Below are 24,581 nucleotides of genomic sequence, written 5' to 3'. Positions count from 1 at the left end.
ATCCGGCGATGGGCGCGACACGACGCATCGAGCGTGCCGAGCGTTTAGGTGGCGGACTCCGCCACCGGCCCAAGGCCTCGTCGCCCGGTCAGCCGGGCGACGAGGCCGTGCATGGCGGACGAGGTGAGTTCGGGTGCGTCGACAAGCGTGTCGGCGGCACGGCGAGCCGGGCCGGCGAGGCCAAGCGCCGCGCAGGCCGAGTAAAAACTGAAGACGTTGCGCTGTGGCAGCGCCAGCCGCCCGGCCAGGTCCAGCAGCGGCAGCGGGTGGTTGAGCCACAACGCGGCCATGCGCAGCGCCTGCGGCAGCGGGGTGAGCGCGTTGAGATCGGGCCAATGCTTGAGATACACAGGCTGGTCGAGCGGCGTGCCGCGCGGCACGCGGCCGCGGGCGGTCCACAGCGCCACTTTCCATAGCAAGGCGTCGCGACAGATGAAATCCGGCGCGCAGGTGATGTCAATGTCGGCCGCGACCGGCGCGAGGCGCACTTCTTTGGCCGCCATGCTGACCACGCACAGCGAGCGCAGTGGGCGGTCGGCCATGTTGACGTGCACCGCCCCGTTGCCGGGCGGAATGATCCACTTGCCCCACACGCCGCTTAGCGACACCGCGTGGCCAGTCGCGTCAGCCTGCGCGGCGGCCGATTGCAGATGGCCTTGCAGGAAGTCTTCCGGGGCGTACCAGGCACGTGTCCAGGTGTCGGGGTCGGTGGCGTCGACATCGAGGGCGGTGCCCATCAGCAAACTGGCGCTGTCGTCTTCGATGCCGGTAGCGGTGTCGGTCGTGCCGAGGGCGCCTGCGGCGGGCGCGGAGACCGACTCGGCCACCGGGTCGTCGCTCAGGCGCAGGCGTCGCCGCACGCTGAGCAGCGCACGGGCCATGCCCTTGGCGCGGATCGGTTTGCGCACGAACAGCGCCTCGTTGGTGTGATTCACACTCAGTTCGATGATCGGCACATTCGGCCAGCGCTGATGCGCCTCTTGCAGCCGGCGCGTGGCGTCGCCGCGATCGAGGTCGATCAGGATGGCTTGCGCGCGTTCCGGTTCGACCAGCACGCAGCGCGACTTGACGCCGACCCGGAAGAACTCGCGCAGCATGGCGTGGGAGCGCTCGTCCATCCACGGGGCGGCGATCTTGACCGGATCGAGCATCGGGCCGGCGTCGGGCGGCGTGTCGTCAGTGGCTTCCATGGGGCGCGGTCCAGGGTGAGCAAAAAAGTGCAATGTCATGGCAACGGCCAAAATTCGGCCGACTTGAGCGTGTGGTGAGCCTCGGGCTTATCGTGCCGCAGGCCGCGGTGGAAGCACAAGGATCTGCCCTGGATAGATGCGATCGGGATCTTGGATCAGCGTGGCGTTGTCGCGCTGGATGTCGCGCCACAGGGCCGGATCGCCATAGATGCGGGCGGCGATGCGCGAGAGTGATTCGCCCGGCGACACGTGGTACTCCATGGCGCGCCCCCGGCCGACGGCGAGGTTGTTCAGATGTGGCGGCAGCTGCTGGAGCGGATTGTCACCGGTGATGCGGTAGGCGGTTCCGCCGGCGCGCAGTTCGAGAATGTCGGGCACCGAGATCACTTGTCCGGGCACGATGCGATGCGGATCGGCAATCACCTGGCCGCCCATTCCGAGCTCGGCCAGTCGATTGTTGTAGGCGACCATCTCGCGCCAGTTGCGGCCGTCGCCAGTGAGGCGGCGGGCGATGCGCCACAGCGTGTCGCCACGGCGTACGGTATAGCGCATGGGGCCGCCCTCGTCCGAGGGGCCGGCGGCCGGTTCGATGCCGGCGGCGGGTGCCGCCATGGCCAGCCAGGGTGCCAGCCGTTGCATCAACGCAGCTTCAAGGGCCGGGTCGAAGGGCGCCATGGCGTCGAGCGCCGACAAGGCCTTTTGCGCGCCATCGACATCACCCGTCGCAAAACGCTGCTCGGCGGTGCGTGCCAGGGTGTCGGCCAGCTCGGCATGCGTTTGCGGGCCAAGACGGTCGAGCGACAGCGCTGCAGGATCCTGGTCGAGCGCCTGCGAGAGCAAGGCCGTGCCACCGATGGCATCGCCTGCGCGCAAATGGCTGAGCGCGAGGGCGGCGGTGTCGGTCGGGGCGGGCGAGGGGTGGGCCGTGGGGTCGACGGGCGCAGGCGGCGGCGGGGGGATGACGCCGGGATCGACGGTCGCAGGGGGAGTGGGCGGTGTCGGCGCAATCACCGCCGGTGCCGGTTCAGGTATTGGTTCGGGTTGCGGCGCTGGCGCCGGCGGGCGGACGACAATCGGGTCGGTGGGCGTGGGTGCAGGGGCCGTGTTGACCGGCGCCAGCGCGCTGTCCTCGCCGGATTGCAGCGCCAGCCACGCGCCGCCACCGAGCAGCAGCACGACACCGATCACCATGCCGATGCGGGCACCGCTGCTGCCCGATGCCGCCGGTGCGGCGGCGGTGGGCGGGACCGGCGGCGGCGTGGTCGCCGGCGGTGTCTGGCGGGCAACCATGGGGTCGGCGGCGCGTCCGGCCGGCGCCGGAGCGAGGTCAAACAGGCGGCCGTCGGGCGTGCGCATATGCAGTGCCGGCGCGCCCCATTCGACCGCGTAGCCGCGCGCATACAGAAAGGCACGAGTGGAGGTGAGCGCGGCGTCGACCGGTTGGCCGGCGGCGAGGTAGCGGTAGAAGTGGCGTGCCATCGCCACGGCGGCGCCGTCGGGCACCGGAAACTGCATGGCGATGACGGCCGGAATACCGCGCCGGATCAGGCTCTGCGCCATGCCGCCGAAGGGGTCGCGGGCCGAGGCGGTGGCGCCCATGCAGCTGTTGAGGAAGACCAGCCGCAGCGAGGTGAGGTGGTTGCGCAGCAGCACCGCGAGTTGGCGCCCGGCGATGGTGTCGGCAGTGCCGGGCGTGGTGTCCGATTCGAGCACCAGCACGCCTTCATCATCCACAAAATCGCCGTGGCCGATGAAGTGCAGCACATGCGGGCGGTGTTCGAGCAAGGCGTTGTCGAGGCGCTCAAGCGTGGCGTGGTCGAGCCGCACGGTTTGCATCACGCCGCGTTCGGTGAGCTCGGCCAGCGCGGTGTCGAGATGGGCGATCTCCTCGCCGACCTCCAGGCCGGGGCGGTCGCTTGGCGCGGCGATGGCGATCAGCAGGCGCAGCGGCGGTTCGACGGTGAGCGTCGGTGTGGCGGCGTCCACATCGAGCCAGCGCACCACCGGCAGCATGCGGTCGGAGAACAGAAAATCGTCCTTGGCCGGGCTGTACAGAAACTCCCACGGCAGGCGGGCGAGCTCGGGCGCGTCGGTGGTGTTGATGACAAAGCGCAGGCCGCTGCCGCGTTGCGGATCGATGCTGCGCAGGTTGTCTTCTAGGCAGGTGCGCAGCGGTGAGTCGAACAGCGCGGCGTAGAGCTGCTGGCCGATCTGCCGGGCGTTGGCGCCGGCCGGCAGCAAGGCATCGACCGCGGCGTCGTTGACCGCGCGGCGGGTCGACCCGTCGATGGGCTGGGCGGCGTGCCACAGGCCGTGTTCCAGCGCGGCGGTGTCGAGCGGCAGGCGGGTGGCGGGTTGCTCGCCGGCGGGGGACGCCGGCACGGCCAGGGTGTAGCTGCCCGCGCCATCAAGGCTGAAGCGCAGTTGCACCGACTGGTAGCGCACGCCGCCGGGGTCGGCCTTGGGCGGGGCGGTCGGGGTGCCGTCGGGCGCGGTGTGGCGGCGTACCCGCTCCTGCACTTCGAGCACCACTTCGGCGGTGAGATTGCCCTCCGCCTGCATCAGCGTGAGCGCGCGCAGGTAAGCGGGGATGGTGTCCAGCGGCGTGGGTGCGACCACCACGGGCAACACATGCCAGCCCGGCGTCGGCCATTTGCGGCTGACGATCTTCAGCTCGGTGCGGGTGTAGTGGCCGTCCGCGACGGCGGCGGGCGAGACCAGAAAGATGAACAGTTCGCAGTCGTCGATGGCCTCACGGATGCGGTCATCAAAGCTCGCACCAGCGGGCAGGTCTTCGCGGTCGAAGAACACCTCGTGTCCGGCCGCCTGCAGCCGGCAACACATGTCGTCGGCAATCTCGCGGTAGTCCGAGGCGTAGGACAGGAAGATGTTCAATGGACGCTCAGGTGGCCGGGCTCACTTGAGTATAGTCAGTCGATGACAATGCGCTGCGGCGCGACGGGTCAGGAGGTGGCGGGCGACAGGGAATTGCGGCCGCGCTCGGGGTTGGGTTCGACGACGCAATGTAGCCGCTCCGAGAGCTGATCGGCGCCGCCGATGTAGCTGCCGTCCAGCCAGATCTGCGGCACCGTGACCGGCGTTTTCGGCCCGATGATGGGCTTCACCCGAGCCAGCATTTCGTACAGCGCGCGTGGGTCTCGCACCACGTCGTGATAGGTGTAGGGCATGTCGGCGTGGTCGAGATACTGCTTGGCGCGCTGGCAATGCGGGCAGCTGGCCTTGCCGAAGATGTGGTTGCCGGTTACCGCGGTGCGTGCGGCGGCGGCGTCGATCACCGCCTGGGTCAGCACGCCGCGGTTGAGCGCCTGGCCCTGGCTCACCACGCGGCCCGCGACCATCACGATCGGCGCATGCCAGCCGCCGCGGGCGAGCGGCCGCCACCATTCGGACAGCCAGTCGCGCACGTCCAGCGTGACGGCCACGCCGTCGAGTTCATGCGCCAGGGTGTCGGCGATCACGTCGCGCGTGAGCGCGCATTCGCCGCAGGGAATCTTGACCGCGAAGGGCCCCCAGGCGCCGGCCCAGCGGTAGACCACCACCGCTACCGCGTCGTTGTCGGTCGTCGTCGCCATGCGCTGCCCCCGGTGGATTCGTTGTCTCGAAAGAACAGACCGCCGGCACCCGGCAAGGCTTACATCGTGGCCCGAAACGCCCCCGGCCGGCGCGCCTGCACGAGGCGATCCGGCCGGGGTGGTTGGGGTGCTTGAGGCCCTCAGTACGCCGGTTTGCTGCCTTCCTGAGGCGTGCCCGAGGTGGGCGGGGGCGCCGACATGTCCGGCGGCGGTGCGCTGTCGGCCGGGCGCGGGGTGTTGGCCGGCGGCTCGGAAGATTGCGGTTCGCAAGCCTGCAGCAAGGGCAGGGCCAGCATGGCGAGTAGGGCGATAGATGTGCGTTTCATGGTTGGCTCTCCTGGGTTGATGGCTATTTGAGACGAATGTCGTTCTTGACGCTACGCACGCCGGGCACGTCGCGGGCCAGCTCGCCGGCCCGCTGGATCTCCTGGCGCGTATCGGCGAAACCCGACAGCTGCACCTCACCTTTGAAGGTGTCGACGCCGATGTTCAAGGCACTGACGGTCTTGTCCTTGACGAAGGCGCTCTTGACCTTGGTGGTGATGGCGCTGTCGTCGATGTATTGGCCGGTGCTCTCGCGTGTCGGCGAACCGGCACAGGCGGCCAGTGCCGTGACGAGCGCGAAGACGAGAGTGAGTCGTGGAAGGGTACGCATGATGTTCTCCTGGTGGTTGAGGCTCAGCCGCTGTCGGCGGCTTGCCGGTTCTTGTCGCGCAGGGCACGGATCAGGCCGTCGGCGCCGCCTTGCGCCAGTTCGGTGGCGAAACTGCTGCGGTAGTTGGTGACCAGGCTGACGTTGTTGACCACCACGTCGAAGACTTTCCAGTCGCCGTCGGTCCGGGCCAGCTGGTAGTCCATCGTGATCGGCGGCGCGCCGGCCTGCCGGATCTCGCTGCGCACCGTGGCTTCGTCCTGAGCACCGGCGGCGCGCGAAGGCTTGAAGTGGACCTTCTGGCCGGAATAACCGCCCAGGGCATTGGCATAGGTGCGGACCAGCAAGGTACGGAACTCTTCGGTCAGCGCGTCGCGCTGGCCCTCGTCGGCCTGGCGCCAGCCTTGGCCGACCGCCAAGGCGGTCATACGCGTGAAGTCGAAGTGCGGCGCGATCTTGTTTTCGATCAGGCGCATCGCCGTCTGCCGGCGGTCGGCCTGCGACTCGGGGGCTTCCGAGAGAATGCCCAGCACCTCGTCAGTCACGTTGCGGACCAGGGTGTCGGGGGTATCGGTCTGTGCCGTCGCGGCCAGCGCGACGAGCAACAGCAGGCTGGCGAAGAGGGATCGGAGCATGGGCATGTGCAGTTCCTCCTTTCAGGCGCGCACCCGCCCGACGGGCGGGCCGACCCGTGTGCGGGTCGTCACGGCCGGCGGCTGTGCCGGCCTGTGGCGCTTACTGTTTGGTGCCGCCTTGCTTTTCATGGGCGGTCCATTCCGCCACCGACAGCTTGCCGTTCTTGTCGGTGTCGATGCTGGCGAAGGACGCGCTGGCGTCGGCGGAACGCTTGGCCTCCTCCTTGTTGATCTGACCGTCCTTGTCGCGGTCGAGCTCCTGGAACATCGGCGGCACGGCGTCGGTGCCGCTGCCGCTGGCCGGGGTCGCCGGGGTGGGGTTGGCGGCCAGCGCCGCGAGCGGCAGCGAACCGGCGATCAGCAATGCGGCTAGACTGAGTTTGGAATTCATGACGGATCTCCTGACGAAAATGAGGGATTAGGTTCGTTGCCAAGGCATGCCGGTGCGCTGTCTGCCCGCGCCGTCGCCTTGTGTAGCGAACGATTGAAAGCGTAGGCGTTGGCCCCGGTCGGTCGCTATCGGAGGTGTCGGAATCGCATGTAGGACGATTCCTGCACGGTGGCGACCGGCCCGGGCCGCCACGGAGGAAGCCATGCCGGAACATCCACCCACCACCGAGCCCCGCCGATCACTGGGGCGCCACTGGCGCGGCCTGCTGCTGGGACTGGGCGCCGCGCTGGTCACCGCCTTGCTGGTCTCGAGCCACTGGCAGGCCACTGCCAGCCTCGGCGCACTGCGCCAGTTGCAGCTGCAGGCCGAACGCACCGGCCGGCTCGACAGCCTGCTGATCCAGCTGGTGGATGCCGAAAGCGGCGTGCGCGGTTATCTGCTCAGCGGTGAGCGCGCCTACCTGGAGCCCTATCTCAATAGCCTGGCGACCCTCGACTACACGCTCGAAGACATTCGCCAGGATCTCGCGCCGACGCCCGAAGATCAGAACGCACTGGCGCAGATCCGCGGGCTGGTGGTGCTCAAGAAGCGCCTGTTGGCCGATGCCGTGAGTCGTGGCCGGCCCGGGCCCGAAGGCTCGGCCGAGGGGCGGCGCTACATGAACGATCTGCGCAAGGCGGTGACCGAGCACAAGGGCCGTATCCTGGCGCGCGGGCAGCGCTCGCTCGACGCCTCGATCGCCCATGTCGACGCGACCCGCTGGGTGGTGCTGATCCTCGCCGGTGGCGCCCTGTTGCTGCTGGTGCTGCTGTTCGTCATGGGGCAGCGCCAGTTGCGGTTGCGCGAGCGGATCGCCGATCTGCTGCGACGCGAGAACCGGTGGCTGGACGAGCTGGTGCAGGAGCGCACCGCCGAGCTGTCCGAGCTGGCCAGTTACCTCACCCGCACGCGGGAAACCGAGCAGGCGCGGCTGGCGCGCGAGCTGCATGACGAACTCGGCGCCCTGCTCACCGCGGCGCGGATGGACACCGCCTGGCTGGTGCGCAAGCTCGACCCGGACGCGCTGGCGCCGCACCGCGAACGCTTCGACCGCCTGCTGGAGACACTCGACCAGGGCATCTCGCTGAAGCGGCGCATCATCGACGATCTGCAACCGCCGCTGCTGCGCGAGCTGGGGCTGGTGGTCGCGCTGCGCAGCCTGGCCGAGGATTTCGCCGAGCGCAGCGGCGCCGAGCTGCATCTGGATCTGCCGAAAGGCGATCTGCCGCTGTCGGCGGAAGCTGCCCTGGCCCTCTACCGCATTGCCCAAGAGGCGCTCACCAATATCCGCCGCCATGCCGGTGCGCGTACGGTGACGGTGGCGTTGTCATGCAAGGACGAGGCGGTGCAGCTGAGGATCGAAGACGACGGGACGGGCTTCGTTCCGGCCCGGGTCGGCCGCCGCCACTACGGTCTGGCGGGCATGCGTCACCGCATGCAGATGTTCTCGGGTGTGTGCGAGATCGACAGCCGCCCCGGGGCCGGCACACGCATCCGCGCCCGCCTGCCGCTGGTGGTCGAGTCGGCGTCGGTCAGCTGAGTGCGTCGCTCACTCGACCATCACGCCATGGCGGATGGCGTAGGCGGCCAGTTCGGCGTTGCTGTCGACGCCCAGCTTGTCGAGCAGGCGGGTACGGTAAGTGCTTACGGTCTTCACGCTCAGCGTCAGTGCCGTGGCGATCTCGGACACCGACTCGCCGCGCGCCAGTCGCTGGAAGACCTGCAGTTCGCGCGGCGAGAGCTGCTCGTGCGGCGCGGCCGTGCCATCGCCGGCCAGCTCGTCGGCCAGCAGGCCGGCCGCCCGCGCCGAGACATAGCGCCGCCCCTGCGCCACGGTGCGAATGGCGCGGATCAGCTCCTCGGCCTCGCAATCCTTGCACAGATAGCCGTCGGCACCCTGACGGATCAGCGCCACTGCGTAGCGCTCTTCGGGGAAACCGGTCAGTACCACCACGCGCAAGTCCTCATAGCGCTGGCGCACCGCATGCAGCACGTCGACACCGCTCTGGCCGGGCAGCGCCAGGTCGAGCAACATCACGTCGCAGGGCGTCTCGCGCAGTGCGGCCAGCGCCGCCTCGCCCGACGCCGCCTCGAAGGCGATTTGCAAATCCGATTCTTCGGCGAGCATTTCGCGGAAACCGGCGCGCACGATGTTGTGGTCGTCGACGATGGCGATACGTAGCATGGCCGTACTCTGGCGGGATGGGGGGCTGTCCATGATAGTGCGAGTCGCCCGATGCTGCCCTGCCGCACGGCAGCATCGGGCCGCCCCGGGTTGCCCAGCCTGCCGACGGCTCAGCAGGCGCTGGCGCGCTCGCAGGTCGAGGCCGCTTCGACCGCTTTGACCACCGGGCGCTCGGCCTTCACCCAGCCGCGAATGCCGGCCTCGACGTTGTACACCTTGGTGTAGCCCGCGTTCTCGGTGAGGAAGCGGCTGACCACCGTGCTGCGGTTGCCGCTGCGGCAGATCAGCACCACCGGCTGGCCGGGCTTGGCGATGGCTTGCAGGCGTGCCAGCCAGGCCTCGGGCTCGGCCTCGCCGCGCTTGTCGAAAAAGGTGAGCAGGTGGCTGCCCGGCACGATGCCGGTCTGCTGCCACTCGGGCGCGGTGCGGATGTCGACCACCGGCACACCGTCGGCGCGCAGGCGCTCCAGGGTGGCGTCGTCGATGTTGACCGTGTCCGCCACGGCGGAAAAACTCAGGCCGGCGAGGGCCGCGATCAGCCAGGCACGCATGGCAGTGACTCCGTCTATCAGGAAACGCTGATTATACGCCCGGCGCGGATTGTCGGCGTTCGCGGCGCCCGCGCTGCCAGCCGCGCAGGCTCTCCCACTGGTAGATGGCCAGCCCGGTGAGGATCAACGCGGTGCCGGCCCACAGGCGCGGGCCGGTCTCTTCGCCGTTGAGCGCCTGGCCGAGCAACAGCGCCAGCACCGGTGTCATCAGCGTGATCAGCGCCACACGCGAGGCCTCCATGTGGCGGATGCAGTAGTAATACAGCGCAAAGCCGATTACCGAGCCAAACACGCCGAGGTACACAATGGCCGCGCCGCTGCGTAGCGGAATACTCTGCGGCAGCGTGCCGTCGGTCAGCCACCACAGCAGCGCAAAGCCCGGTAGCGAGACGCTGAGCGTGCCCACCGTGGTGGCCAGCGGCGGGCTGTCGTCGCCGATGCGTTTGAGCCACACCATGGCCGCGGTGTAGCACACCACCGCAATCAGCAGCGCGCCCAGGCCGGCCAGCGCATTCGGCCCGCCGCGCGTGCCGCCATGCAGAAAGATCACCGCCAGCCCGGTCAGGCCCAGGCCGGCGCCGATCAGGCGCGGCCGGGTCAGCGAGCGCTCGCCCAGCCACAGCGCCGCGAGTACGCCGGCCACCAGCGGTGAGAGGCCGAACATGACCGAGATCAGCCCGGAGTGCACATAGCGCGCCGCCCAATAGGTAAAGCCCATGCCGGCGAGCAGGCCGAGGCCGCCCACCACATACGACTGACGCGCCTTGCTGTGCAGCGGAAAACGGATGCGACCGGCCACCAGAATGATTGTGCCGATGACCACGCCAATGACCATGCGCGCGAGCACCGCAAAGGCAAATCCCGTGCCCTCGGTGCTCCACTGGATGGCCAGCGGCGTGGTGGACCAGATCAGGATGACGCCAAGATAGGCGAGTGAGACCGGCATGACGGTGTGCTCGGGAGGTAAGCGTCGAGTCTAGCCGTTGCCCGCCGTGCCGGCCAGCGCGCTTCGTTACTCGAACAGCGCGCCCACGCTCTCGCCGCTGTGAATGCGCTCGATGGCCGAGGCCAGCAGCGGCGCGATGGTCAGCACCGTGAGCTTGTCGAGATGCTTGTGCTCGGGGATCTGCACCGTGTTGGTTACCACGATGGACTCGATCGGTGCCTCGCGCAGGCGCTCGATCGCCGGGCCGCACAGCACGCCGTGCACCGCGCCGGCATGGATCGTCCGTGCGCCGGCTTCGCGCAGGGTTTCGATGGTGGTGATCAAGGTGCCGCCTGTGGAAATTTCGTCCTCAAAAATCACCGCGTCGCGCCCCTTCACCTCACCGATCACCTGGCCCTGCTTCACCTGCGTGTCGCTGATGCGCCGCTTGTCGATGATCGCCATCGGGATGCCCAGCCGCTCCGAGAACCGCCCCGCGCGCTTGGCGCCGCCCGCGTCGGTCGCCACCGCCACCATGTTGGAGATGTCGTAATGCTGGCGGAAATGCTCGGCGATGGTCGGGATCGCGGTGAGGTGGTCCACTGGCATGGTGAAAAAGCCGTGCACCTGATCGGCGTGCAAATCCATGGTCAGCACCCGGTCGGCGCCCGCCGTGCGCAGCATGTCGGCCACCAGCCGGCCGGTAATCGAGATGCGCGGCGCGTCCTTTTTGTCGGAGCGCGCGTAGGAGTAATACGGAATCACCGCCGTCACCCGCCGCGCCGAGGCGCTGCGCAGCGCGTCGAGTGTGATCATCAACTCCATGATGTGATCGCTCACCGGCTCGGTGAACGACTGCACCACGAACACGTCGCGCTCGCGCACATTGGCCATCACCTGCACATGCAGGTTGTCGTTCGAGAAACGGGCGATCTCCAGCGGGCTGAGCGGAATGCCGAGCTTGCTGCAGATTTCGCGGGCCAGCGGATCATTGGAATTGCCGGCGAAGATGCGCAGGGCGTCGTTCATGAGGGGGCTCGTGTCGGGCGGGCGGGAGAAGCCGCCATTGTAAGCCGATGTATCGGCTGTGCCGAGGCATGCGCCACACTAGGACACGTACTGTCACCGTCGGCGTTGTCCTTGCCTGTGCGGAAACACCTCACTCCGTCGGCTGAGTGCCTCGCGGCCCACCAATGGGGTGGTGCGCCAATGCTGCATTGGCGCAGCCGTTTTGTACCCGGTGCTGGCCGTTACTTCAGATTCCCCAGATATGCGGTGATTGTGTCGATATTCTTCTCGCCCAATTGATAGACGGCTGCCGTCATCGGCGCGTAGAAACGCTCGCCCGACATCGTCAGATAACGATGGAGGGTCACGCGCAGGTAGTCCGCTTGCTGCCCGGCCAGTCGGGGCGTCGTCTCGCTGCCGTGCGCGGCTTCACCATGGCAGCGGGCGCAGATTTTGCTAAAGGCGGCCTTGCCGGCCGCCATGTCATTTGCCGTGGCCGGCCGAGGCGCCGGTGCCGCGAGCGAGGAAAAAAACACCACCAGGGCCGCCTTGTCCGCCGGCTCCATCACGCGCATCAAGCCTTCCATGAAAGCGTTCTTGCGTTTTCCGCTGATGAAAGCGTTGATCTGTGCGAGCAGGTAATCCGGGTTCTGCGCGGCCAGGTTCGGCACCTCCGGAATGGAACTCACCCCCTGTGCGCCATGACAGTTGGCACAGAAGGTAGCAAGGCCGCGCCCATGCTCGATCGCCTTGGCGCGGGCTGCTGCATCGTCGCTGAGTTGTGTGAGCAAAACCGCTGCCTCGTCGGCCCAAACCGGAAGCGCCGCCGCCCCCATGCACACGCCAAACATGATTGCCGCCACCCGGCGACGCCAGACCCTGCCCATGACACCCTCTCTTGCAGTTTTGCAACAAAGCGTAAAATTAATCCATATCAAGAATAGGGTTTTTGACCCAGCGCACAAAACCATGGTGCACGGCCGCACATCGCCTTGCTTGTCGTGATTTTGGTCACGCTGGCGTGTGTCATCTACGCAGGATTCAGAACAGGGCGACCCCGTCCTCGTCGTGCGCGGCCGGCTCATCGCCACCCCGCTGGCCGGTTTCGCCGCGCGGCATATCGACGGACTGCTGCTCACGCGCTTCGACTACCGGGTCGAGCGGCCGACTTTCGATGTCGATCCGTTTTTGCTCAACGGCGCACTGGTTGGGATCGCGCGGCTGAAGTTTGGTCGCTCGATCACAGCGGGGCGGTATCGATGGTGGCCGAAGCCGAGTGGTAGGGCCGGTTTTAACCGGCCATCGGTCCTCGTTTTGTCATCGGCTTTTCGACGGTTCGTTGGCCGGGTCTCGCCCCGGCGGGCGACATCCTTTCTTGTAGCGACAAGAAAGGACGCAAAGAAACGCCCCCGCTGTACCGCCGGCTTCGCCGGTCCCCTCTCTCCGCCCGCGGCCGGCGGGTCGTGTCGCAAACTCGCCCTTCGGGCTCAAACAGGCGACACGACAATTCCCGCCGGTCGCGTTCTCCGTTCGGCGGTACAGAAGGGGAATGGCACGCGGGCTCGGCTTCGCCATTGCCCTTGCGGGATGGTGCCGCTTCGTAGCGGTGTAATAGGCGCAGCCGTATTGCACCGAGCAGCGGTTGAAAATGGTGCAATGCCCTTCGGTTACTGCACCCGACGCGTGCTGCGACCGTCCGGCACCCGCAGGGCGCGAACTCAAGGCGCTTGTTGTGCGGACAATCGCTAGTCGATATGTGTCGCATGCTGCGCCATCTCCGCGAAACTGGCCTTTAGCTCCTCAAGTCGGCTCAGAGCCTGCCGGTCCTTGGAGTGCGTCTTGAGGTACTCCTCCAGGTACTTGAGCTCCAAGTGAGCCAGATCTATTCGGGCTCTCTGCAGCCAGTTTGGAAAGCCAAGATGGTGAGTCTCCCAGTTCCGGATCTGGAAGGGGTTCTCGTAGTAGGGCACATCCTCGAAGATGCTTGGATCTATGCCCTTCCGGCTCAGCATGCTTTCAAACTGCTCCTGAAGCGCCTCATCGGCCTTGAGTAAGCCCGCATGCAGTCGCTCGATCCCCTTCAGACTCGCGTGAATGCTCTCGAAAATTTCAGCATAGGTGCCCTGCACGTTGACTCTGAATGAGAGCTGCTCGTGCGAGTGCTCAAGCGTGTTGAGGCGCTCGATGTCGTCCCAGTACCTGGCCATCTCAGCCACGATCTGATGAAGAGCAGCTTCGTCAATCTTGAAGTCGTCCTTCTCGAATAGAGATTCGTGTGCTGCCTTCATAGCCACTAGAGAATCAACGTCGTACGCGTCCGTATCGTCCGTCTCAACGTGATGTGCATAGCAGAGCAAGAGGAGGTTCTCGTAGCCGCGGCGCTCCTCGTCGGTCATCTCGGCGTCGTAGCGTTCTCCTCCCAATGAGGCGGCGCGAATGTGACAAATCTGCGCAACGAACTTGTTCTTGGAGTTAATTAGCTCGTGCGAGCAGCCGGGATATGCGCACTGGTTGCCTGATCGTGCAAACAGCGCACGGATCGTGTCTGTTCGAGGGTTCAGACGTGCCACGACGGTCGCCTGGCTGCACAACGTGTTGTAGGCGTCAAAGGCGACGTATACATCTTGCGATTGACGTATACATTGGAGTCGACGTCAGGGTTGTGTAGCGCGTTCAACACCTGCAGTTCGTGACTGAAGTCGGTGTGCGCCGGGCGGTTTGGAGAAACTGTCATGACGGAAAAGTATATGCCCGAAGAATCGCCAATGCACCTGTCTCGTGGGGCACGGCCTACCCGCCCTCTGCCGCGCCAACCGGAGGACGTACCGGGCGGAAAAAGGGGCTTCGCTGTTTGAGCCCGCAGGGCGAGTTTGCGAAGCACCCCGCCCGGGGCGTCCGGAGGGCGGGAACCCCGTAGGGGCGCGAAAGCGGGCTGTGCTTCTTTGCTTAGCTTTCTTGCACAAGCAAGAAAGTAAGTCGCCCGCCGGGGCGAGACCCGGCCAATCCAAGCCGGCCGAAGGCAATGTAGTAACGAGTCGCCAACAAACAGATCAATACAACAAGAACGGCAACCGAGCCTCCCGCCAAGCCGCTTCATCCGGCGCGGTGATCGCCTCCAGATCCGCAGGCGTAGCAGACGCATCCTCAACCCACCCCCGCAACAAGGGCGAGCCATTGATCAGGTCAATCGCCAGCCGGTCGTACTCATACTCGTAGGCAAAATCCCGCCATAGCGGATAGTCCGCCCGCTGGCGCAGAACGGCCTTGAACGCCAGCGCCTGCAGGCGCCACGGCTGGAAGCGGTCGTGCTGGTAGGCGCCGTCGTCCACGTGAATCTGCACGCCATGGCACTGGGTGCCGGCGTGTTTGTGAAAGGTCGGCTCGAACCAGCATTCGCGCATGCGGCAGCCTTGCAGCCACTGGGGGGCGAGTACGTGCATGTCGCGCAGCAGGGCGGCGGCGTCGAGGTCGGGGGCGCCGAAGACTTCGAGCGGGCGGGTGGTGCCGCGGCCTTCGGAGAGGGTGGTGCCTTCGAGCATGACGGTGCCGGCGTAGGCGCGGGCCATGGAGAGGTTGGGGGCGTTGGGGCTGGGGTTGACCCAGCTGCGCTCGCCGAGGGGCCAGCCGTAGCCGGGCGCGGTGTCGGGCTGCCAGCCGGTCATGGGAATAACCTGGCAGTCGACGTCGAGCCCCAGCGTGGCGACAAACCAGCGCGCCATCTCGCCCATGGTGAGGCCGTGGCGCATGGGCATGGCGCCGGCGCCGACGAAGCTCTGCCAGTCTTCACGCAGGGTGAGGCCTTCGACCGGTCGGCCGGCGGGGTTGGGTCGGTCGAGCACCCACACGGCCTTGCCATGCGCGGCGGCGGCTTCGAGTACATAGCGCAGGGTGGTGATGAAGGTGTAGATGCGGCAGCCGAGGTCTTGCAGGTCGACGAGCAGCACGTCGAAGCTGGCCATCATGGCGTCAGTAGGTCGGCGGACGTTGCCGTAGAGGCTGAAGACGGGGATGCCGTGCGCCGGATCGGTGAAGTCGGGCGACTCCATCATGTTGTCTTGCTTGTCGCCGCGCAGGCCGTGCTGGGGGCCGAAGGCGGCGGTGAGATTCAGGTCGGGCAGGGCGGCGAGGGCGTCGAGGCTGTGGGTGAGGTCGGCGGTGACAGACGCGGGGTGGGCGAGCAGGGCGACGCGTTTGCCGGCGAGCGGGCGGCGCAGGGCGGGCTCGGAGATGAGGCGGTCGATGCCGAATTTCATGCGGTCGCATCCAGGGTAAGCATCAGCGCGAAGCTTTCGCGGTGATGGAAGTCGGGCTGGGCGGCGGGGTGGCGCTGCGCCCAGTAGGAAAGGCTGCCGTCGGTGGTTTCGAGTACGGCGGTGAGCGCGATCTGCAGGGGCTCGCGGCCGTTGGCGGGGAGCATGTGCTGCGGCAGCGTGATCTGCAGGCTCAGGCCGGACTCGTGGTGATCGATACGGATGTTGGCCGACCACGGCGGTGTGGGCGTGTTGCTGCGCTGGCGGTAGGCATCGAAGTCGTACACCGCCCATTGGCGCGAGGGCGAGAAGTTGAACTCGCGGTAGGCCGCCGCGCCGCCGAGCGCGACAAAGGCCTCGAAGCAGGTGTGCTGCCACAGACCGGCGGCCGGGCTGGCCAGGCGCAGTGTGGGAATGGCGAGGCGGTCGGTTGGCCCGGTGAGGACATAGCGCAGGTGCAAGCCGGCGGCAGCATCGAGGCGCGCGTCGGCGGTGAGCTGCAGGCCGGGCGGCGCGGGATGGCGGGGGTGGGGCGACAGGCGTGGCATGGCGGAGACGCTCGCGATCGGGACCGGCGCAGTCTACCGCGATCGCCGCTTCGCCGGCGGTGTCGGCGTCCACGAAAAACGGCGACCTCGCGGTCGCCGTGTCTGACGCGGTGTGACTGCGTGCCTCAGGCCTTGCGGCGACGCAGCGCCAGACCGGCCAGGCCAAGGCCCAGCAGGGCCAGCGAAGCGGGTTCCGGCACATTGTTGGTGCCGCCGCCGCCGATGTCGCCGGCTTGCAGGACGAAGCGCAGGGTGTCCTGATTGAGACCGCCGGACAGGTTCTGAATGTTGCCCGCCGTGCTCAAGGAAGCCCATTGCTGCGTGGTGCCGCAGGTGGCGCCGCAGGTGACGTCATAGGTGCCGGCATTCAGCCCGGTGAAGGTGACACCCTGCCACCAGATGACACCGCCAAACAGGTTCGGGTCGGTGGCAACCGGGAAGTCATAGCTGAAGCCCGGGGTTGAGCTGCTGTCCCAGAAGAAATTGTTGGTGCCGTCAATCAGGCCAGCAGGCTTGACGCCCACCGGGGTGATGTCAAACGCTTTAGTCACGGGGCCATACACCGTGCCGGCGGCGCCGACCAGCGTCAGGTCGGCCTCGTTGACCGGTGTGCCACCGTGGGCATAGGAACCGGTCCAGAATGTGACTTCACCCGGATTGACGCCGGCGACATAGCCGATGGACGTCGTGTGGGCCATGGCGGCGGCTGGCAGGGCCAGACCGATGGCGAGTGCGAGTGTGCGGATTTTCATGTGTGCCCCCTTCGTGTGCTGTGGGTGATGCAGATCACGGATGTCGACCTCACCACAGCATCTTCTAAAAATGTTGGTGCGACATTGTGTCTGATTGACATCATGCATAAGTCGTGCCACTTAAGTATTAGAAGATCGGTAATGTATGAATTAAAACAATGGTTTATGGTGAAATGACTGCTGCTTTTGGGAAGGATTGTGTCGGGTCGCTTCGCCAGCTTGTAAATAATTTCGACACGAATTTTTACCCTGCAACAATCGTATTTATGGCTGAGGCATCGGCGCTTGTTGATGCGGTGTCGCCGGCTATACTCGCGCCATGCGCCTGCCCGTTGTCCCCACCATCGTCATTGCCCAGTTGTTCGGCACTTCGTTATGGTTTTCCGCCAATGCGGCCGCGGGGGATCTGATCCGTGCCTGGGGCGTCGGCCCGGCGGATATCGGCCGGCTGACCAATGCAGTGCAGCTCGGGTTCATTGTCGGCACGCTCGGTTTTGCGCTGACCGGACTGGCGGATCGCTTTGCGGCGAGCCGGATTTTTGCGGTGTGCGCGGTGCTCGGTGCGCTGGCCAATGCTGGGTTTGCGTTGATGGCGTCGGGCATGGGCAGTGGTTTGGTGCTGCGTTTTCTGGTCGGGCTGAGTCTGGCCGGCGTGTACCCCCTGGGGATGAAGCTGGTGGTGAGCTGGGTGCCCGAGCGCGCCGGCCATGCGCTGGCGCAGTTGGTAGGCATGCTCACGCTCGGCACGGCGCTGCCGCATGGCGTGAAACTGGCCGGCGGGCAGTGGCCGTGGCAGGCGGTGTTGCTGACAGCTTCGGTGCTGGCGCTGGTGGCGGCGGTGATGATCTTCCGGCTTGGTGACGGGCCGCATCTCAAGCGTCGCGATGATGCGCCGCCCTTGCGCCTCGGCCGGGTGTTGATGGCCTTCCGCATCCCGACGTTTCGTGCCTCGGCCTTGGCCTATTTCGGCCATCAGTGGGAGCTGTACGCGATGTGGACGCTGGTGCCGCTGCTGGTGGCGGGCACTTCGCTGACCACGCTGGCGCCGGTGTCGGGGCTGAGCTTCGCGATCATTGGCATTGGTGCGCTGGGCTGCATCGCTGGGGGATTTGTCAGCCGGCGGGTGGGCAGCGCGCCGGTGGCCGCGACGGCGCTGACCGTCTCGGCGCTGTGTTGCGCGGCCTTCCCGTGGCTGGCCGATGCCGGGCCGTGGTTGCTGCTGGCCTTCATGTTGATCTGGGGCGCCAGCGTGGTGGCCGACTCGCCGCATTTTTCGGCCATGTCGGCGCGGGCCTGCCCGCCGGAGATCGTTGGCAGCGCGCTGGCGCTGCAGAACGCCTTGGGCTTTGCGGTGACCATGGTGTCGATCGCCTGGGGCACGTCGGTGGTGGCGGACTGGGGGTCGAAGGTGTCGTGGCTGCTGCTGCCGGGGCCGGTGCTCGGTGTGATTGCCTTGTTGCCTTTGTTGCGCAAACGTTCAGCGGGCTGAGTCCATTACCTGCAAACACGCTGCGACGCCCGTGGCGATGCCGTCGGCCATGCGGCGCTGGCGCGCGGGGTCGCGCAGCAGCAGTTCTTCGTCCCGGTGCTTGATCACGCCGGCTTCGAACAGCACGGCTGGTTTCGTGGTGCGGTAGAGCACCACCAGATTGTCGTACCAATGCACGGTGTTGGCCTGATCGGCCCAGGCGCGGCGGCGGGCGTTCTTGTCGGTGGGGACGAAGCCCATGCGCTGCAGCCGTGCGCCGATGGCGGAGGCGCAGGTGAGGCTGGCCTCGGGCGCGGGGTTGTCGTGCGAGACGAACAGCGAGTGGCCGGCCCAAGTGTCGCTGAAGCGCTGTGGTGTGCCTTGCCAGGTCCACGGTGTGAGCTCCTGTTCGCTGACCGAATCGTGATGAATCGATAGAAAGAAGTCGGCCTCAGGTACGGCTTTTGGGCGGTCGCGCAGCGAGGCGATCTGTCCGTCGTCATTCACCAGATGGGCTGCGATGCCGCGGTTGATGAGCGCGGCGGCCACTTCACGGGCGAGATCGCGGTTGAAGTCGAACTCGCTGCGCCCGCGCGCGCTGGTGGCGCCGGGGGCGACGAGGGTGTGGCCGATGTCGACCGCCACCACGGGCGGGCGCGCCTCGGCGGGCAGACTCAGCAGCGCGCTGATCAGGGCAAAGAAGACAGGCGTGGTGCGTGGCATGGCCGCCAGTGTAACGAGCCGGCTGCGCTCACCACCAGCGCATCAGCCCGAACACCGCAAAGCTCACCCCCAGCGACAGCAGCAGATGGCCACTGAGGCGCGCCACCACGGCGGCGACCACGGTGCCGAGCAGGTACGGATTGCCGAGAGACACGTCGACCTGCCCGCCCGGCGCCAGCGCTTCGGGCACGATGATGGCGGTGAGCACGGCGACCGGTACATGGTGGAGCGCCGCCTTGAGCGCGGGCGGAAAGCGCAGGCGGTGACCGAAGACCAGAAAGCTGGCGCGGGTGAGGTAGGTGGCCAGGAACATGCCGGCGAGCAGGGCGGCGATGGTCATGCGGCAGCTTCCCGTGCTTTGCGGCGGTGGTCCATCCACACGCCTGCTGCGACGCCGGCAAAGGCGGCGAGAATCAGCCCGAGCTTGAAGGGCAGGCCGCGCGTCAGCCAGGCGGTGGTGCCGGCGGCCAGCGCGACGACCACTGGCGTGGGCGCGCGCAGTTGCGGCGCGATCATGGCGGCGAAGGTGGCGATCATGGCGAAATCCAGCCCCCAGCCTGCGAGGTCGGGAAACTGCTGGCCCAGCCAGGCGCCGATGGCCGTCCAGGTGAGCCAGTTGAGGTAGAAGCCGCCGCCGGCGCCGAGGGCGTAAGGCAGCAGCGCGTCGTTGCCGCGTTCCATCAGGCGTTTTTCGATGACGGCGAAGACTTCGTCGGTCAGCCAGAAGGCGACCAGCGCGCGCCAGCGCAGCCCCCAGCCTTGGGCGGCCGGGTGCACCGTGGCGCTGTACAAGGCATGGCGCAGATTGACCACGAAGGTGGTCAGCCAGATCACCGGCAGCGCCGCCCCGCCGCTGATCAGGCTGACTGCGATGAACTGCGCCGAGCCGGCGAAGACGATTACCGACATGGCCAGCGCGGCCAGCGGCGACAGGCCGGCAGCCACCGCCGAGGTGCCATAGATGACGCCGAAGGGCAGGGTGCCGATCATCAGCGGCAGGGCGTCGCGGGCGCCGGCGAAGATGGCGTGGCGAATGGTGGTCATCGGTTCAGTGGCTCATGCGGCGACAATGTCGGCGCGGAGGGCGTGGGTGTATTCAGGGCGCGCGCGCATACAGGTATTGTCGACAGTTGAACGCCATCCTGTCACGGACGCGCGCATCGCGTCTTGAACGATTTTGGCAGCGACAGCCGCTTTTTTGACTCAAGGGAGAGCTTATGCCGACCACGGAATTTGTCATCACCGGCCTCGAGACCGATGACGATCTGCGCAATGTGATGAACGCGATCCAGGATTTGCCCTGCATCGAGCACTCCGAGGTCGCGCTCGATACCGGCGTGGCCACCATCGAGCACACGGCAATGCTCGACGAAGGAGATATTCGCGCGGCGGTGGAGGCCGCCGGCTATGCGGTGGTGGATTGAGCGGCCCGGCGGGTGATGACGGCCACTGCGCTCCAGAAGCTCAGGCGCAGGGTCAGCGCGCCGACGCTGCGCAACTCGTAGGCGCCACCGCCGAGCACATGCAGGCCAAACAGCGCGGCGATGATCGCGGTGAGCAGCGCCAGCAACGCGGCACCGCGCACGGCCCAGCGCCGTCGGCGCCATAGCCCGAGGCCGACGGCGGCATAGGCGAAGCCGGCAAGAAAATTGAACCACAGCACGAAGCCGACCACCTGGCCGGCCTCGGCGCCGCCAAACAGCACGCGCCCGCCGCTGAACACGGTGAGCGCGCCGAAGGCGATGGCGAGGGCGGCGAGTACGGCAAGGAGGCGGCGGTGGCACATGTGGGACTTGGTCAGGCGAGGGCCGGCGCGAGGTCGATGGCGCGCCCCTCGCCGGCTTCTTCGTGGGTCTTGCCGTCGCGGATGTGGTAGATGCGGCGGAAGGTGGGGATGATCTTTTCGTCGTGGGTGACGACGATGATGGCGGTGCGGTATTGCGCGGCCATCTGGTTGAGGATGCGTATGACGGCCAGCGCGCGTTCGGAGTCGAGCGGCGCGGTCGGTTCGTCGGCGAGGATCACCGGCGGCTGGTTGGCCAGCGCGCGGGCGATGGCCACGCGCTGCTGTTCGCCGCCCGACAGTTCGGACGGTTGGGCGTCGGCGCGGTGGGCCACGTCCAGCGCGGCGAGCAGCTCGCGTGCGCGGGCGCGGGCGACGGCGTTCTTCTGGCCGGCGAGCATGGGCAGCAGGGCGACGTTGTCGGTCACGTTCAGGAAGGGGATCAGGTAGGGTGCCTGGAAAACGAAGCCGATGTGGTCGCGGCGCAGGGCGCGCAGGTCGGGGGTTTTCCAGCCGTTGTCGTAGATCGTCTGCTCGCCGAGGATCATGCGCCCGGCGGTCGGCTCGATGACCGCGCCCAGGCACTTGAGCAGGGTGCTCTTGCCCGAGCCGGAGGGGCCGATCAGGCCGACCACCTCGCCGGGCGCGACCTGCATGTTGACGTCCTTGAGCGCGTCGACGGCGGTGTTGCCCTCGCCGTAGCGCTTGCGCAGGCCTTCGATGCGGATGCCGTGTTCGGGTGAGTGCATGTCAGCCTCCAATGGCCGCGGCCGGGTCGACCTTGAGCGCGGCGCGAATCGCCATCAGGCTGGCCAGTGCACAGATCGCCATCACCACGACAAAGCCGCGCAGGGCGTCGCCAGGCAGCAGCAGCACGTATTTGGGGAAGATCGGCGCCCACAGCGTGGCGGCGGTCTTGCCGACCATGAAGCCGATCAGGCCGAGCCCGAGCGCCTGCTGCAGGATCATGCCGGCGATGGTGCGGTTGCGCGTGCCGATGAGCTTGAGGACGGCGATTTCGCGGATCTTGCCGAGCGTCATGGTGTAGATGATGAAGGCCACGATAGCTGCGCTGACCACCGCCAGGATGACCAGAAACATGCCGATCTGGCGCGCCGAGGTGGCGATCAGCTTGGCGACCAGAATCTCTTCCATCTGCGTGCGGGTGAACACCGTGAGGTGCTTCCAGCGGCGGATCGGCTCGGCCACCGCCTCGGCGTCCAGCCCCGGGGCGATCTGCACCAGCACGGCATTTACATTGTGATTGCTGCTCTGCGCGTCGGTGATGGCTTCGAGCAGGCCGGGCAGGCCGGGGCGGTTGAGCGCCGGGTTGGCGGCGTTGCGGGCGCGCTCATTGACGATGGCGTCGTTGTCCTTGAGGAACTGCGCTTCCTGCGCGTCCTTGAGCGGGATGAACACCATCGGGTCGCCGCCCGAGGACACGGTGCGGCGGGTCAGCCCGACCACCGTGTAGTTGTGGCGGCGGATGCGGATGGTATCGCCGACGGCAAAGCCGGTCTTGACGTCGGCCACCGCTTCGTAGTGACTGCGGGTGATCCGCCGGCCGGCAATCAACTCGCCCGGCGCGCCCGGCAGGCCGGGCTCGAAGCCGACCACCATGGCCCGCACATCCCGCGCGCCGCGGGCGACCTGCATGGTGAAGTAGGTGACGTTGGCCGCCCGCGCCACGCCCGGCATGCCGCGCACGCTGTGCACCACGTCGTCGCGCAGGCTGGACGATTCGGCGTAGGGGCCCTGGGTGTCCTTCTGAACCACCCACAGGTCGGCGCCGCTGTTGTCGAGCAGGGCGCCGGCGTCGTCCACCATGCCGCGATAGATGCCGGCCATCGACAGGGTGACGCCGATCAGCAGGCCCAGCCCCATGCCGGTCAGCACAAAGCGCGACCAGGCATGCAGGATGTCGCGACCGGCCAGGCTGATCATTGGCGCACCGCGTTCAGGCTGTCGACGATGCGGACGGCGGCGTCCGGTTTCAGCTTACCCTCGCTGTGGACCACGATCCGGTCACCAGTGCTCAGGCCGTCGAGGATCTGCACCTGGCCGTCCGGGCCGGTGGCGCCGGTGCGCACGGCGGTGAAGCGCAGGGCGTCGCCGTCCAGTTGCCACACGCCGGTCTGACCGTTGCGCTGCTGTAGGGCGGCATTGGGCACCACCGGGCCGTTGGCGGCGGCCGGCAGTTGCACCGTCACCTCGGCCATCTCGCCGATCGAGGTGCCGGCCGGCAGCGTCGCAAAAGTGACCTGGGCGAGCCGCTCTTCTGTGATCGCATCGCTGATCAACTCCACCCGCTCGACCTGGCCGGCGAGTCGCTCGCTCGGGCGCGAGCGCAGAACGATCTGCGCCGGCAAGCCGGCTGCTAGCCCCTGCGAGCGGCCCTGGTCGATGCGGGTGCGCACCCACAGGCTGGCCGGGTCGATCAGGCGCAGCGCGGCCTGGCCGGCGACCAGCGTGGTGCCGGGTTCGGCCTCGCGGGCGGTGACCACGCCGTCGACCGGCGCCACCAGCGTCAGGGTGTCGCGTTGTTCGACCAGCGCCTGGCGCTCGGCCTGCAGGCGGGCCAGATCGCCGCGCGCGCTGTCGGCGCTGGCGGCGGCGGCATCGACCGCGGCGCGGGCTGAGGTGTGTTCCTGAGTACGCGCTTCGACCGCGCTGGCGCTGACAAACTGTTGCTGGCCGAGCGAGACATAGCGGCGTGCATTGATGGCGGCCACTTCGGCGCGGGCGTGCATGTCCCGTTGCTGGGCCTGGGCGGCGGCCAGCGTGCTGCGGGTGCGATCGGCCGAGGCGTCGAGCGCGGCAATGCGGGCGTCGAGGTCGACCGGGTCGAGCCGCGCCAGCAACTGACCGGCGCGCACCGTGTCGCCGGCGTCGACCTCGACTTGCATCAGCCGGCCCGGGGCGGTCGGACCCACGGCATAGGCGCGCCGGGCGTCGACGGTGCCGATGCCGAACAGCACGGGTGCGACCTGGCCCTCGGTGACGGTGGCGACGGTGACCCGGACCGGCGCCAGCGGGCCGGAGCGGGCGACCACGTAGGCGAAGCCGGCGAGCAGCATGAGGGCCAGCGGCAGCCAGGCCCAGCGGCGGAGGGCGTCGATTTTCATGAGGCGAGCTCCACAAGGATGGCGGACCGGTAGATTGCGAAGACGGCCTCGGCGGCATGGTGCATGTCGGCGGTGTCGCCACGCAGCATGGCCTGCATCACCAGCCCCTGCAGGCTGCCGATGAACAGGGTGGCCGCGGCGTCGAGATCGAGCCGGGGGCGCAGCGCACCCAGTGCCGCGGCGTGCTGGAGCCGTGCCTGCAGCAGTTGGCGATAGCGGACGAGCATGTCGCTGACGCGGTGTTTGAGCGGCGAGTCTTCGGGCTGTTGCAGCTCATTGAAGATGAAGCGCGGCACCCCCGGGTGGGCGACGACAAAGTCGGTATGGGCCATGAACACCGCCCGCAGCGCGGCCACCGGGTGGTCGTGGTCGTTGGCGGCAGCGTGTAGCCGGGTCATCAGTTGCGCGTCGACCCAGTCAATGACCGCCAGCCATAGCGCCGCCTTGGTCGGAAAATGCTTGAACAGGGCGCCATGGGTCAGGCCGATCGCCGAGGCGATGCCCTGGGTGGTGATGGTGCCCGGCCCCTGGCTGGCCGAGAGGGCAAGCACGGCGGCGATGATCTCGGCCTGACGGGCCTGGGTGGACTGGCGGTCGGCGGTGTGAGGCATGGTGCTATCGCAGTAAGTAAGTAGTTGCTTACCAGTTTAACTGGAATATAAGAAAAGTCTAATTTTTTTGATGTCGTGGTGTGCCGCCGATGCCGGCGCGAAGGCCGGCCTCGCCACCCCGAAGCGCTCGTCGCTGTCGTTATAATCGGCGG

At 67.4% G+C, this 24,581-nt stretch carries 27 protein-coding genes; 3 read left to right on the top strand and 24 right to left on the bottom strand.

The window, feature by feature from the left end; genetic code table 11:
- Positions 1 to 44: 44 nt before the first annotated feature.
- The 7 genes from FHP91_RS03685 to FHP91_RS03655 all read right to left on the bottom strand — a co-directional run bounded on the left by FHP91_RS03685 (position 45) and on the right by FHP91_RS03655 (position 6,461).
- On the bottom strand, positions 45 to 1,190 hold the full coding sequence (locus tag FHP91_RS03685) for a hypothetical protein (RefSeq protein WP_144308298.1): 1,146 nt from the start codon (positions 1,188 to 1,190) through the stop codon (positions 45 to 47).
- Between the two features lie 87 nt (positions 1,191 to 1,277).
- Positions 1,278 to 4,085: a CHAT domain-containing protein gene (locus FHP91_RS03680; protein ID WP_144308297.1), complete on the bottom strand. Its 2,808-nt coding sequence runs from the start codon at positions 4,083 to 4,085 to the stop codon at positions 1,278 to 1,280.
- Between the two features lie 68 nt (positions 4,086 to 4,153).
- Positions 4,154 to 4,783, bottom strand: a complete 630-nt coding sequence (locus tag FHP91_RS03675; protein WP_144308296.1) for a glutaredoxin family protein — start codon at positions 4,781 to 4,783, stop codon at positions 4,154 to 4,156.
- 140 nt (positions 4,784 to 4,923) lie between these two features.
- Positions 4,924 to 5,109 carry a hypothetical protein gene (locus FHP91_RS03670; RefSeq protein WP_144308295.1) on the bottom strand — a complete coding sequence of 62 codons (186 nt, stop codon included), beginning with the start codon at positions 5,107 to 5,109 and terminating at the stop codon, positions 4,924 to 4,926.
- Between the two features lie 23 nt (positions 5,110 to 5,132).
- Positions 5,133 to 5,438 (bottom strand): BON domain-containing protein, encoded by a 306-nt coding sequence (locus FHP91_RS03665; RefSeq protein WP_144308294.1) that lies wholly within the window; start codon positions 5,436 to 5,438, stop codon positions 5,133 to 5,135.
- A gap of 23 nt (positions 5,439 to 5,461) precedes the next feature.
- Complete coding sequence (locus FHP91_RS03660) at positions 5,462 to 6,070, bottom strand: MlaC/ttg2D family ABC transporter substrate-binding protein (RefSeq protein ID WP_144308293.1); 609 nt, start codon at positions 6,068 to 6,070, stop codon at positions 5,462 to 5,464.
- Between the two features lie 100 nt (positions 6,071 to 6,170).
- Positions 6,171 to 6,461, bottom strand: a complete 291-nt coding sequence (locus FHP91_RS03655; protein WP_144308292.1) for a hypothetical protein — start codon at positions 6,459 to 6,461, stop codon at positions 6,171 to 6,173.
- A gap of 202 nt (positions 6,462 to 6,663) precedes the next feature.
- Here FHP91_RS03655 and FHP91_RS03650 point away from each other — a divergent pair, with 202 nt between their 5' ends.
- Positions 6,664 to 8,040, top strand: a complete 1,377-nt coding sequence (locus FHP91_RS03650; RefSeq protein ID WP_144308291.1) for a CHASE3 domain-containing protein — start codon at positions 6,664 to 6,666, stop codon at positions 8,038 to 8,040.
- Between the two features lie 9 nt (positions 8,041 to 8,049).
- On the opposite strand, the gene FHP91_RS03645 is transcribed toward FHP91_RS03650, so the two are convergent.
- The 9 genes from FHP91_RS03645 to FHP91_RS21410 all read right to left on the bottom strand — a co-directional run bounded on the left by FHP91_RS03645 (position 8,050) and on the right by FHP91_RS21410 (position 16,719).
- Positions 8,050 to 8,685 carry a response regulator gene (locus FHP91_RS03645; RefSeq protein ID WP_144308290.1) on the bottom strand — a complete coding sequence of 212 codons (636 nt, stop codon included), beginning with the start codon at positions 8,683 to 8,685 and terminating at the stop codon, positions 8,050 to 8,052.
- 110 nt (positions 8,686 to 8,795) lie between these two features.
- A complete protein-coding gene (locus tag FHP91_RS03640) occupies positions 8,796 to 9,236 on the bottom strand; it encodes a rhodanese-like domain-containing protein (protein WP_144308289.1) in 441 nt (146 codons plus the stop codon).
- Positions 9,237 to 9,267: 31 nt separating this feature from the next.
- Positions 9,268 to 10,182, bottom strand: coding sequence for a DMT family transporter (locus tag FHP91_RS03635; RefSeq protein WP_144308288.1), 915 nt, complete (start codon positions 10,180 to 10,182; stop codon positions 9,268 to 9,270).
- Between the two features lie 66 nt (positions 10,183 to 10,248).
- On the bottom strand, positions 10,249 to 11,190 hold the full coding sequence (locus FHP91_RS03630; protein ID WP_144308287.1) for a ribose-phosphate diphosphokinase: 942 nt from the start codon (positions 11,188 to 11,190) through the stop codon (positions 10,249 to 10,251).
- Positions 11,191 to 11,411: 221 nt separating this feature from the next.
- Positions 11,412 to 12,056 (bottom strand): c-type cytochrome, encoded by a 645-nt coding sequence (locus FHP91_RS03625; protein ID WP_186301431.1) that lies wholly within the window; start codon positions 12,054 to 12,056, stop codon positions 11,412 to 11,414.
- Positions 12,057 to 12,914: 858 nt separating this feature from the next.
- Entirely contained in the window at positions 12,915 to 13,739 is an 825-nt protein-coding gene (locus FHP91_RS03620; protein ID WP_144308285.1) for a hypothetical protein, read from the bottom strand.
- A 480-nt stretch (positions 13,740 to 14,219) separates the two neighbouring features.
- Positions 14,220 to 15,422, bottom strand: a complete 1,203-nt coding sequence (locus FHP91_RS03615) for an exo-beta-N-acetylmuramidase NamZ family protein (protein ID WP_144308284.1) — start codon at positions 15,420 to 15,422, stop codon at positions 14,220 to 14,222.
- Positions 15,419 to 15,967, bottom strand: coding sequence for a DOMON-like domain-containing protein (locus FHP91_RS03610; protein ID WP_144308283.1), 549 nt, complete (start codon positions 15,965 to 15,967; stop codon positions 15,419 to 15,421). Before FHP91_RS03610 ends, FHP91_RS03615 begins: the two co-directional genes overlap by 4 nt.
- A gap of 125 nt (positions 15,968 to 16,092) precedes the next feature.
- Positions 16,093 to 16,719, bottom strand: coding sequence for a PEP-CTERM sorting domain-containing protein (locus FHP91_RS21410; RefSeq protein ID WP_246116209.1), 627 nt, complete (start codon positions 16,717 to 16,719; stop codon positions 16,093 to 16,095).
- Positions 16,720 to 17,038: 319 nt separating this feature from the next.
- On the opposite strand from FHP91_RS21410, the gene FHP91_RS03600 reads away from it, so the two are divergent.
- Complete coding sequence (locus FHP91_RS03600; protein WP_144308282.1) at positions 17,039 to 18,208, top strand: MFS transporter; 1,170 nt, start codon at positions 17,039 to 17,041, stop codon at positions 18,206 to 18,208.
- Here the strand turns inward: FHP91_RS03600 and FHP91_RS03595 are convergent.
- Genes FHP91_RS03595 through FHP91_RS03585 form a run of 3 tightly spaced genes read right to left on the bottom strand, consistent with a single transcriptional unit; the run spans position 18,197 to position 19,954 of the window.
- A complete protein-coding gene (locus tag FHP91_RS03595; RefSeq protein WP_144308281.1) occupies positions 18,197 to 18,910 on the bottom strand; it encodes an N-acetylmuramoyl-L-alanine amidase family protein in 714 nt (237 codons plus the stop codon). The two genes, FHP91_RS03600 and FHP91_RS03595, sit on opposite strands and share 12 nt — an antisense overlap.
- 28 nt (positions 18,911 to 18,938) lie before the next feature.
- The gene (locus tag FHP91_RS03590) at positions 18,939 to 19,250 is read right to left on the bottom strand and encodes an AzlD domain-containing protein (RefSeq protein ID WP_144308280.1); all 312 of its coding nucleotides are present in this window, start codon (positions 19,248 to 19,250) and stop codon (positions 18,939 to 18,941) included.
- Positions 19,247 to 19,954 carry an AzlC family ABC transporter permease gene (locus FHP91_RS03585; RefSeq protein ID WP_144308279.1) on the bottom strand — a complete coding sequence of 236 codons (708 nt, stop codon included), beginning with the start codon at positions 19,952 to 19,954 and terminating at the stop codon, positions 19,247 to 19,249. The genes FHP91_RS03590 and FHP91_RS03585 overlap by 4 nt, the downstream gene beginning before the upstream one ends.
- Before the next feature lie 173 nt (positions 19,955 to 20,127).
- Between FHP91_RS03585 and FHP91_RS03580 the strand changes: the two genes are divergently transcribed.
- The gene (locus tag FHP91_RS03580) at positions 20,128 to 20,334 is read left to right on the top strand and encodes a heavy-metal-associated domain-containing protein (protein WP_144308278.1); all 207 of its coding nucleotides are present in this window, start codon (positions 20,128 to 20,130) and stop codon (positions 20,332 to 20,334) included.
- Here FHP91_RS03580 and FHP91_RS03575 read toward each other — a convergent pair.
- Genes FHP91_RS03575 through FHP91_RS03555 form a run of 5 tightly spaced genes read right to left on the bottom strand, consistent with a single transcriptional unit; the run spans position 20,316 to position 24,429 of the window.
- Positions 20,316 to 20,696, bottom strand: coding sequence for a hypothetical protein (locus FHP91_RS03575; RefSeq protein ID WP_144308277.1), 381 nt, complete (start codon positions 20,694 to 20,696; stop codon positions 20,316 to 20,318). The two genes, FHP91_RS03580 and FHP91_RS03575, sit on opposite strands and share 19 nt — an antisense overlap.
- Positions 20,697 to 20,707: 11 nt before the next feature.
- Positions 20,708 to 21,442 carry an ABC transporter ATP-binding protein gene (locus FHP91_RS03570; protein WP_144308276.1) on the bottom strand — a complete coding sequence of 245 codons (735 nt, stop codon included), beginning with the start codon at positions 21,440 to 21,442 and terminating at the stop codon, positions 20,708 to 20,710.
- Position 21,443: 1 nt separating this feature from the next.
- Complete coding sequence (locus FHP91_RS03565) at positions 21,444 to 22,637, bottom strand: ABC transporter permease (protein WP_144308275.1); 1,194 nt, start codon at positions 22,635 to 22,637, stop codon at positions 21,444 to 21,446.
- Positions 22,634 to 23,818 carry an efflux RND transporter periplasmic adaptor subunit gene (locus FHP91_RS03560; protein ID WP_144308274.1) on the bottom strand — a complete coding sequence of 395 codons (1,185 nt, stop codon included), beginning with the start codon at positions 23,816 to 23,818 and terminating at the stop codon, positions 22,634 to 22,636. The genes FHP91_RS03565 and FHP91_RS03560 overlap by 4 nt, the downstream gene beginning before the upstream one ends.
- Positions 23,815 to 24,429, bottom strand: coding sequence for a TetR/AcrR family transcriptional regulator (locus FHP91_RS03555; protein ID WP_144308273.1), 615 nt, complete (start codon positions 24,427 to 24,429; stop codon positions 23,815 to 23,817). Before FHP91_RS03555 ends, FHP91_RS03560 begins: the two co-directional genes overlap by 4 nt.
- Positions 24,430 to 24,581 lie beyond the last annotated feature (152 nt).

The sequence above is a fragment of the Denitromonas halophila genome (assembly GCF_007625155.1).
Lineage (GTDB): Bacteria > Pseudomonadota > Gammaproteobacteria > Burkholderiales > Rhodocyclaceae > Nitrogeniibacter > Nitrogeniibacter halophilus.
The sequence above is the reverse complement of the archived record's forward strand: the minus strand, read 5'-3'. Positions and strand labels throughout refer to the sequence as shown.